The following is an 11,059-nucleotide window of genomic DNA, read 5'->3' on the forward strand; positions in this document are numbered from 1 at the left end:
GGTGGCGGGCCTCGTACCTGCCTCATCATGAGGCTTCCTTGAAGTGTTCGTGGTGACGAGGGAGGCCCCGAGGCTCCCTGCTCGATTTCGCTTTGCCCTGCAGACAAAGCACCCAGGCAGGACCAAAGGAAACCCCGCATATAGCGGGGTTTCCTTTGCTGGCAAGACTAGTTCCTTTACAGCGGCTGCCACCTAGAGCATGGCAACCTTTGGTTGCTCCCTGAAGTGATGGGCCGAGCTTGCGATCAGCATCTCATCAGGCCAGTTTGCGTCCTGATGGAGCGCTGCCGTCTCCGCAGAAATGGGATGGAAGCGGGACATCGCTTCGATCAACTGCTGCGCCTCACGCCCTATGCCGGAGGCATGCCCGAAGGCCCTCTCCCCAGGGACCGAACCTCGATCCAGCAGCTCGTCGACCATATCGGGACCGAATCTCCGAGCCGTTCGGCTAGATAGTGGCTGGAGCCCCCCTCTAGAGCGAGAAAGCAGAGAAGATCGAGAATCGGCCCCGCCCTGGGCGCTCAACGTATCCATCGGTGTGATCGATTCGTTCGCCATGAGAGACATCGCGGAAACGCTGTTGGGTGCAAATCCAGTTGGAAGCGGGGTCAATAGGCCGGCGAAGTCCGAGGCCGGAATGGCGTAGCCGCCGCTTGGCTGCACGTAACTGATGGACAGGTCCCCGCCCAGGAAGTGGTTCTGGACGCGCACCTGCTGGGCCAAGTCACCATCCACCAGGATGATCAGGTCATCCCCACTCTGGTGGAAGCTCAACCGGCTGCGGTCGACGCCATTGAAAAACAGCCAATCCGTGCCGCCACCGGTGTTGTCAATGACATCGCTGCCTGATCCGGCCTGCCAGATGTACTGATCGTCGCCGGTGCCACCGAGGAGGAGATCGTCGCCGTCCTCACCGACGAGGGTGTCGCTGCCAGCCCCTCCGATAAGGATGTCATCGCCTGAGCCGCTGAACGAGCCGTTCCCACCGGACAGATAATCGTTGCCATCTCCGCCGTCGAACTTGTCGTCACCACCGAAGCCGAAGATCGTATCGTCACCGCCGAGGCCGTGGATGAGATCGCGGCCGTTGGTACCGAGCAATTGCTCTCCCGCAGCTGTGCCGTCGACGATGTTGGTGTAGTCACCATCGTTCCCTGGCTCGGTCGGCGTGCCCGGATCGCCACTACCGCCCCCGACCAGAGCGTTGATCGCCGCGGTGTCGAGCATCGAGCCGCTCGCCGGTTGCACGAAGTCGATGGCGGCATCCCCACCCACGAAGTGGTTGGTGACGCGCACCGTACGGTTGGCATCGCCATCCACCGTGATCACCAGATCGTCGCCGTCGCGGCTGAAGCCCAGCTGTGACGTGGTAATGCCGTCGTTGAAGAAAATGCCGTCGTAGCCGCCGCCGGTGTTGTCGATGGTGTCCTGTCCGCCGCCGTAGACGTAGCTGTCATCGCCGGTGCCGCCGATCAGGGTGTCGTTACCGTCCTCGCCGCTGAGCGTGTCCTTGCCAGCGCCGCCCTCTAGGCGGTCTGCACCGGAGCCGGTGCCGCTGCCGTTTCCTCCAGCCAGATAGTCGTCACCATCGCCGCCCTGCAGCGTGTCGTCCCCAGCCAAACCGAACAACTGATCATCACCGGCAAGCCCCTTGATCAGGTCCTTGCCGGCGCTGCCCACCAACTGCTCGCCGGCCGCGGTGCCCTCAATTACCTGGTCGTACTGCCCGCCGGTGCTGCCACCGGCCACGATCTGGTTGATTTCGGCCGTGGTGAGGTAGTAACCGCCATCCGGCTGCACGTAGTCGATGGCAGCATCGCCACCAAGGAAATGATTAGTCACGCGCACCGCAGGCGTCGTCCCGGCATCCACAAAGATCAACAGATCGTCGCCGTCGCGGTCGAACGAGAGGCGTTCGCGGGTGATGCCGCCGGTGAAAAACACACCGTCAAAGCCACCATCGGAGTTGTCGATGACATCGCTGCCCGAGCTGACGTCGAAGACGTACTTGTCATCGCCGGTTCCGCCAATCAGCAGGTCGTCGCCACCACCGGCAACTATCGTGTCGTTGCCGCCACCACCATCGATCCTGTTGGCTCCGCCGTTCCCGGCGATGTAGTTGTCCAAGTCGTTGCCGGTGCCGTCGATGTCCGCGCTACCGGTCAGGAACAGGTTCTCGACGTTGGCCGAAAGCGCGTACGAGGCAGACGCCTGCACTTGGTCGGTGCCACCGTTTGCGCCCTCGATGACGACGTCGCTTCCATCGTCGACGATGTAGTTGTCGTTGCCGGCGCCGCCTTCAAGATGATCCACGCCGGTTCCGCCATCGAGATAATCGTCACCGGCGCCGCCGATCAGCGTGTCGCTGCCGGTGCCGCCGAACAGCGCATCATTGCCGTCCAGGCCCTGTAGCGTATCGTCGCCGTCCCAGCCTCCAAGCGTGTTGTCGCCGCTGTTGCCGGCGATCAGATTGTCCAGGTCGTTGCCGTTACCGGTCGCGACGCCATCGGCCAGGATCAGGTTCTCGACGTTGTCCTTGAGCACGAGGTTGGTCTCGTAACGGCGTTCGACCGTATCCAGACCCTCGTCGGCGTTCTCGTAGACCCAGTCGCCGCTCGACTCCTCGATGAAGTAGTCGTCGCCCAGCCCGCCGTAGAGCGAGTCAGCCCCCTGCCCGCCCTCCAGGCGGTTGTTGCCGGCGTTGCCGACCAGCACGTTGTCCTGGTCGTTACCCGTGCCGTCGAGGTTGGCCGTGCCAAGCAGGGTGAGATTTTCCAGCGTGGCGCCCAGCACGTAGTCGATGCTCGACTCGACCGTGTCCACGCCTTCTCCGGCGGCTTCCACGACCTGGTCGCCCACGTTGTCGACCACGTAGGTGTCGTCGCCCAGGCCGCCGGCCAGCACGTCGGCTCCCGCTCCACCGTCCAGGCGATTGGAGGCGGTGTTGCCTAGAATGGTGTTGTCGCCACTGTTGCCCGTGCCACGCCAAGCGCCGCTTCCTTCCACCAGGACGAGCTTTTCGATGTTCTCCGAGAGCGTGTAGCTGCTGGACGCGTTGACAACGTCGAAGCCCTCGCCGATCAGCTCGACGATGACGTCGCCCTCCGCATCGACCGCGTAGGTATCGTCGCCGGCGCCGCCGATCGACTGGTCGATGCCGCGCCCGCCATCCAGCAGGTCGTTGCCGGCGCCGCCGACCAGCGTGTCGTCGCCGTCGTTGCCCTGCAGCACGTCGTCGCCGTCCAAGCCTTCGAGGTGGTTGGCGCCACTATTGCCGACCAGCTCGTTGTCGAGCGTATTGCCGGTGCCATCGACCGAAGCCACCCCCGCCAGCTCCAGTCGCTCGACGTTGGCCGACAGGGTGTAGCTCACTGTGCTGCGGATCGTGTCCTGGCCCTCGCCTGCCACCTCGGTCACCGTGTCGCCGGCATCGTCCACGAGATAGACGTCGTCACCGCCGCCGCCGTACATCTGGTCCTGGCCCGTGCCGCCGTCGAGCACGTCGCCGTCGGCGCCGCCGCGCAGCACGTCGTTGTCCGTGCCGCCCGACAGGTGATCGGCGCCGTCGCCGCCGTCCAGGGTATCCGCTCCCGCGCCGCCGGCGAGGTCGTCGTTGCCGATGCCGCCGGAAAGCGCGTCCACGCCATCGCCGCCGTCGAGCAGGTCATCGCCTGCGCCGCCAAAGAGCTGGTCGTTGCCGCCTTCGCCATAGAGCTGGTCGCTGCCGTCTCCGCCATCAACGATATCGTCGCCCTCACCCGCGCGGACGATGTCCTGTCCGCCCAGGCCATCGATGGTATTGCCCAGTACGTTGCCGAAAATGGTGTCGTCGACCGCCGTGCCCAGCATTACCTGTGCGTCGATGTCCTGCGGGGAAAGCGACCACAGCGATCCCGTATCGATGGCCAGCGACGCCGTCGCCAGCCCCGTCGCTCCATCGAAGAACTGCTCGAAGCGAACCTCGTCGCCGGAGCTGCTCGCGAAACGAATGACCAAAGTGGTGCCGTCGCGACGCATGCATACATCGGTGACCGGCAACCCATCCAGGGCCAGGGTGTTCAGCCCCTGCAGGTCCGAGATCCGGTCCTTTCCGTCGCCACGGGCGAACACGTAGCGATCCTCGCCTGCACCGCCATACAGGAGATCGTCGCCGGTCCCGCCGGCCAGGGTGTCGGCGCCGTCGCCGCCGCGGATCTCGTCGTCGCCATCGCCGCCGGAGAGCTGGTCGTCGCCGGCCTCGCCGGAAAGCCAGTCACGGTCGGCGCCGCCATCGATTACGTCGTTGCCGTCGCCGCCGTACAAGGCGTCGAGGCCGCCACCGCCTAGCAGATGGTCGTCGCCCGCTCCGCCTGACAACGTATCGTTGCCGTCGTCGCCGGCAAGCGTATCGACGCCATTGCCACCGTCGAGGAAATCGGCGCCGGCACCGCCGGTGAGTGCATCGTCGCCATCGCCTCCGACGATACTGTCGTCACCCAATCCACCCGAAAGCGTGTCGTTCCCGACGTAGCCCACGAGGGTGTCGTTACCGTCAGTGCCCACTTGGACAAGGGCCTTCACGGCGTCGACATCCCACACGGTGCCATCGGCGAAGCGAATCTCATCCAGACGGAAGGCGCCTGCCGCGTCGTCGCGGAAATACTGCTGCACGTAGACGCGATCGTCGCTGCCACTGATCTGGAGCGACAGATCGTCCCCGATGCGGGTGGCGACCACGTCTGCCGTCCCGATCCCCGCCGCGAACTCGAGGCTGTCGATGCGGCCTGCATCGGAATCGTTGTTGTAGATGGTGTCGTGGCCGTCGCCCCTCGCGAATACGTAGGTGTCGTCGCCGGCGCCGCCCACCAGGTAGTCGTTGCCCGTACCGCCCACAAGGAGATCGTCGCCATTGTCGCCGGCCAGGCGATCATCCTGCGCGCCGCCTTCCAATATGTCATCGCCGGCACCACCAGAGAGCGCGTCGTTTCCATCGTCTCCGACTAACATGTCATTGCCGTCGTCGCCGTTGAGCGTATCGGCGCCATCACCACCCGACAGCGTGTCGTTGCCGCCGCGGCCGGACAGCCAATCATTGCTCGCACCACCCGAGATGACATCGTCACTTTCGTAGCCATAGATGTCATCGTCGCCCTCAGTCGCATTCAGTACGCGTAGTTTGACATCTGCGATGGTCCAAACCGTACCGTCTGCGAAATGCAATTCATCCAGGCGATACGGACTAGTGGCGTCGTCACGGAAATACTCTTGAATATCGACGCGATCATCGGTGCCAACGATCGATATACATAGATAATTACCGCTTCGCCACATCTTGATGTCATTCGGCGCCACGCCCGGCGCCAACTCAAGTACGTCCTTGCGCAAAGTGCTGATGTCGTAATTGTTGATGCGGTCATGACCATGGCCACGCCCGAAGATATAGGTGTCGCTGCCGTCATCACCAGAGAGATAATCATCTCCACGCCCTCCGCTAAGTCGGTCGTCACCGGCACCACCGCTGAGCGAGTCATCGCCCGCGCCACCACCCAACGTATCGTTACCTTCCCCGCCGCGAAGCTGGTCGCCGTCGTCGCCCCCGTATAGGGCATCTTGCCCGCTGCCACCATCCAAATAATCACCGCCGGCGCCGCCGAGCAGCAAGTCATCATCGTCTTCACCATACACCGAGTCATTGCCGGCTCCGGCAACGACAACGTCGTTGCCCGCACCGCCACGTAGCGATTCGACACCGGTTGTCTGATCAAGGCCAAGGAGGATGTCATCCTTTGAGGTACTTGGTGCGGAAACGAGCGTGCTGCCGTCCAGTGTGCTGAGGGTCACCCCCATTCCGCGAAGCTTTCCATATAGGTCCGGATCCGATGCCGCGTCCCTTGCCCATTGGCGTAACAAATCGAAGCCATCGGTCCAGCCAGTGTCGGCCAGATCTTGTGCGTTGAACTTGACCAACTCGGCCAAATCCAGCAAGGCGTCGACCGGACGAGTCGCGCGAACATCCTGCAACTGGGCTACAAGCTCCGAATAGTCATATACCACTGCTTGCTGGGTAGGGGACCAAGCGATTGACACTTTGCCGAGGTAGCTGGCGAGACGCGTCTGCATGGCCAGATCACGGTAAGCAGCCTCAAAGAACGCGTCATAAATTTTCTGATATTGCGCTATTGAGCTGCTGCCCCACCAGATGTCAGTAATGTGGCCTGCACCAGCAATGGCTTCGACTACGCGGACCATACGCGTGTTGGCCGAGTCCAGCTCCGTGGGTGCCGGCCAGACAGCAGCCTCTCCAGGGCGCAGACGGACGATATTTTCAGAACTGGCATCTTCAACAGCACCGCCGGCATATAGAAATATGGTCTGGTCGTCGAATGATGGACTGGTATGTGCCCACTCGTATAAGACTGTCGCCAACGCAGCGCGCTGAGTGTCACGTGAGTTGGCACCGGCAAAAACCGAAAGTGCCTCTGACAGGGAGGGGGATCCCACGCTCGCTTCCCGCAGGCTGCGTAGGGAACCGATACCCTGCAGAGTGGGAAGATTCTTCAACTCGTCAGGAATCTCGACCGGGGCAACGTACTCGCTAGCCATGTTGTCGTTGTCGAAATTGAAGTCATTCATCACGCCAGTCGTTACCGCGCCATCCTCGTCGACTCGAGTGAAGGTGCCGCTCGCCACGATATCGCCACCAACCACCGAGCTACTTTGGTTCGTGTGGGCCGTGCCCAAACTGACGATGCCTAGTTGATCGAGCGTCAACAGTTCGGATGCCTCACTGACGCCGTTGCCATTAATGTCACGCCAAACCCTCAGTGAGGTAAAGGCCGTGTCCCGGTAATCCACAACATTATCGTGATTTTCGTCTAGATCCCCTAGAGCAGCAAAACCATCACTTGCCCGTCCACCTGCAGCCAAAGCAGTCTGGTCGCCAAAAAGTTCCGCGCCGCTGTTGATCAGCCCATCGCCGTTAATGTCTCGTACCAGTAAGCCGTCGTCGCTTCCCACCCAGCCAGTCGCAGTGCGTATACCATCCCCGTCGTGGTCGAACAGCGTGCCGTTCCAGTTTTCCTCCGCATTTGTGCTGACCAAGCCGTCACCATTGAGGTCCAGCGCTAGAGGGTCATAGCGGATGACTCGATATGTGCCGTCCGGGAGACCGTCTAAGTAGTCGCGCAATCTTTGTATCAGTGGCTCCCACCAGTAACCAGGATGTTCTGGAACGACGATGTCCTGAAGGTCGTCGATGTTGTGCGTTGGCCAGATGTCGCCTTCGAAGTTGTTAGGATTGAGGCCAGCAACAAAAAGTGCCTTCCAAGTAAAATCAATGCAGCTATTATTAAGTCCGTTGTACTCTGTATCGAAACCAAACGCGTTCGGATTTTCACCGAACGCCTTGAGCATTGCATACTGGGCATCGGATATCTCTATCTCGCGCGAGTAGGCCGTGCTCTCGTAGTTCTCGCTATCGTTTGTGTATACCTTGCCGGGCCCGAAGGGGTCGCCGTGATCAATTGGGGCAAAGCCGTAGCTGCTTGTGTTTCCTGCGCTGTCGGTAAGCTGATACCACATGTGCCCAACTGAAGAAGTGCCTCCTTCCCGCAATGAGGTTCCACGGTTGGAGATATTTACCGTGATGGTCGGCATACTGAGACTCCCTATTTCCCTGAGAAGGTCCGTTGAACAACGACGCCCGGCACAAAGCTCGGTTGGTGAAGTGACCTTCCGGAGAACGAAACCCGGACTAGGTAAGTCCCTTTAACCAAGCGCGCACGTACCAGTTCCATGTACAGCACTTCATCGCTCCACGACGAAAACTTTGGATTAACTACTCTTACGCTCACTATCCTTCTATCTGGATCCAACTCCGGTGCGAGTGTTACCTCAGCCACCAATGCCTCAGTGGCTGCATCGTTTGACAGATAGCTCCACGCCCGTTGCCGGTTAGCGTGGTTCTGTTCGGTTAGACCGATCACCTTGGCTTCCAACGACACGGAGTAGAACGTCTCTTCGGTGACTTCGAAGGTGCCTTGAACCTCGTCAGTTGAGGACAGGGTTCGTTGAAAAGGAACGGACTCTCCGTGCGAGCAGCCAAACAGCATCGATCCCATGAGCACCACTGGCACTAACTTGTCCCGCATACTCATTCTCCAATTCAGCAATAATGGTAGGCGCCAAGATCGGCATGAGTGCCAATGCTCGGCCACGACCGATCTCTAAAGTCTGTTCCTGACCGCGCTGATAGCTTCGTCGAAGATAAAAATGTGCGGATCGTCGACCAGCGACGGGGCGACGGCAACGCGCTGCCTCTGCCCACCGGAAAGGGATGGCGCCATGCTCGCGGACCACAGTGTCGTAGACTTCGGAAAACTCGGTGATGAAGTCGCGTGCGCTAGACGACTGGCTCGCCTGCGATGGTGAGCTAATCTTTCCACACAAAGTCGATAAAAAACGTCGCTCGCCATTGAGCCCTTCCTTACATGTGATAACTGTCGGCAAAAATTATGACTATGCGTCCCAGTTCCAGCTCCACGCGAGTCACCAGATCAACGCTCCCGCATCGCCTCCCCAGTCGCCCTTCGCAGTGGATCAATGATGTAATCAATAACCCGGCGCTTCCCCGTCTTGATCTCCGCCGCCAATGCCATGCCCGAGGTCAGGTGCACCTCAATGCCATCGATCTGTAGTGTCGCAGCCTTCATCCGCACATGTGCCTGATAAACCAGCCCGAGCTCCTCGTCCTGGATGGCGTCATGTGAAACACTCACTACGACACCTTCGACATAGCCGTAGCGCGTGTACGGAAAGCTTTCGATCTTGATCGTGGCCCGCTGCCCAGGACGTACAAAGCCGATGTCCTGGTTGAGTACGGTGGCCTCCACTTCCATCTGGTCGTTCTCGGGCACAACAGATAGCAACGGCTGTGCCGGCGTAACCACACCTCCCACGGTGTGCACGGCCAACTGCTGCACCGTTCCAGATACAGGAGCTCGTAGCTCCATGAGTGCATTACGCTGGGTGGTGCGCACTACTTCCGGTTCGAATTGCAGAATCTGCTCGCGCGCCTGGCGCAGTTCGTCCAGCAACTGACGGCGGGTATCGGTCACGGTGACGGTCAGTTCCTCTCTCGCACCGACGATAGCCGACTGCAACTCGGCCCGACGACTACTCTGCCCTGCCAGATCTCGCTCGGCGTTGATGCGCTCCTGCTTACGTAGCAGGTATTCCTGACGCGGCACGTAGTTCTTGTCGAGCAACTTTTCGTAATCCATGACGCGAGTGCGCGATATCTCCAGGTATTGCTCCAGCGGAGCGATGGCCGATTCGACCGTGCGAAGTTCAGCCTGCTTCTGCTGCACCATGGCTTGCAGACTTTGCTTCTTGGCAGCGAAGGCGGCGTACTCACTAAACGCGAGACGTTGGGTGGCCTCGAAACGATCGGCAGGCAAGTCCCTATCCGGGGACATGACTGGCGGTGTTGCGGTGTCGATGGCTTGGACCAGCGCCGCGGACCGGGCGGCCGCAAGCCGCGCGCTGAGCAATGCCTCCACGGCCTTACGGCTATCGGCTGTGGTGGAGGTGGCATCCAGTTCAATGAGCAGATCGCCCTGCTTCACTTCTTGACCATCATGCACAAGGATGCGCCGTACAACGGCGGTTTCAGCCGGCTGTACGATCTTGGTGCGGCTGCTGGTTATCGTCTTTCCAGGAGCAACAGCGACGACATCCAGCTTGCCGAAGCAAGCCCACAGCAAGGCGATACAGAACAGCGACATGATGATCCACAAGCTGACGCGCGGCGCCGGTGACAGTGGCGTTTCGGCCAGCTCGAGATGTGCCGGAAGGAACGCCAATTCCTCGCGCGTGCGCTGAATGGGTTCCAGTGCACGACGTTCGGCCCAGGCCGCACGAAAGACCTGTCCATAACGTCGAAGCATGTCGCCGATGGCGCTCCATTTGCCGGTCATGGCGTCAGCCCTGCTGCAGTCGGGAAAGGTGCGTGAAGTGCCCGTCGGGACGCTTCAGCAATTCATCGGGCGTCCCGGTTTCCACGATGCGCCCTTTGTCGACGACGACGATACGATTGGCATGCCGCACGGTGGACAGGCGATGGGCGATGATCAATACCGTGCGGTCCTGGCAGATCGAGCGCATGTTGGCCATCACGGCACGCTCCGACTCATAGTCGAGCGCGCTTGTCGCCTCGTCGAAAATCAGGATGCGCGGGTCGGCCACCAGTGCGCGGGCGATCGCGATGCGCTGACGCTGTCCGCCGGACAGGCTGGCGCCGTGTTCTCCGACGACGGTGTCGTAACCCTGCGGGAGCTCAACGATGAACTCGTGGGCACCTGCCAGCTCGGCTGCACGGATCACTCGCTCCAACGGCATGCCTGGGTCGATCAGCGCGATGTTTTCGCGAACACTGCGGTTGAAGAGGAAATTCTCTTGCAGCACCACACCCAGCTGGCGCCGTAGCCATGCGGGATCGGCCAACGCCAAGTCGGTACCGTCCACCAGTACTCGACCACGTTCAGGCACATAGAGCCGCTGTACCAGCTTGGTCAGGGTACTCTTGCCGGACCCGGAGCGACCGACGATGCCGACCACTTCGCCAGGCTGGATGTCGAGGTTGATTCCGGCAAGTACTTCGGCGGTATCGGGGCGATAGCGAAAGCTGAGGTTTTCGAAGGTAACCCGCCCGCGGATCGTTGGCAGGGCCATGCGGCTCCCGCCCGCTTCGGTCCGCGTATTGAGGATGTCGCCCATGCGCTCCATCGAGATACCGACCTGCTGGAAGTCCTGCCACAGCTGCGCGAGGCGCACGATCGGCGTGGACACCTGGCCAGAGAGCATGGTGAAGGCAATCAGCTGACCGACCGACATCGATCCGTCGATCACCATCTGAGCGCCCCAGAACATGATGGCCACGCTGACCAGCTTCTGGAGCAGTTGCACGCCCTGCTGCCCGATGTTGGCCAACTTGGTCACCCGAAAACCAGCGCTGACGTAGCCCGCCAGCTGGTTGTCCCAGGTGCGCACCATGCGCGGATCCACGGCCATCGCCTTGACC

General features: G+C 61.0%; 5 protein-coding genes. All 5 read right to left on the reverse strand.

Annotated features, from left to right (window positions below):
* Positions 1–192: 192 nt before the first annotated feature.
* A complete protein-coding gene (locus tag C693_RS24395; protein WP_277813091.1) occupies positions 193–7,635 on the reverse strand; it encodes a beta strand repeat-containing protein in 7,443 nt (2,480 codons plus the stop codon).
* A gap of 11 nt (positions 7,636–7,646) precedes the next feature.
* The gene (locus C693_RS23840; RefSeq protein WP_157798651.1) at positions 7,647–8,129 is read right to left on the reverse strand and encodes a hypothetical protein; all 483 of its coding nucleotides are present in this window, start codon (positions 8,127–8,129) and stop codon (positions 7,647–7,649) included.
* A 75-nt stretch (positions 8,130–8,204) separates the two neighbouring features.
* Positions 8,205–8,453 (reverse strand): ATP-binding cassette domain-containing protein, encoded by a 249-nt coding sequence (locus C693_RS24450; protein ID WP_083868342.1) that lies wholly within the window; start codon positions 8,451–8,453, stop codon positions 8,205–8,207.
* Positions 8,454–8,534: 81 nt separating this feature from the next.
* Complete coding sequence (locus C693_RS0116640; protein ID WP_017463415.1) at positions 8,535–9,956, reverse strand: HlyD family type I secretion periplasmic adaptor subunit; 1,422 nt, start codon at positions 9,954–9,956, stop codon at positions 8,535–8,537.
* A 4-nt stretch (positions 9,957–9,960) separates the two neighbouring features.
* A partial coding sequence (locus tag C693_RS0116645; RefSeq protein WP_017463416.1) for an ATP-binding cassette domain-containing protein occupies positions 9,961–11,059 on the reverse strand: 1,099 nt, incomplete at its 5' end.

The sequence above is a fragment of the Dyella ginsengisoli LA-4 genome, from assembly GCF_000334915.1.
Lineage (GTDB): Bacteria > Pseudomonadota > Gammaproteobacteria > Xanthomonadales > Rhodanobacteraceae > Dyella_A > Dyella_A ginsengisoli_A.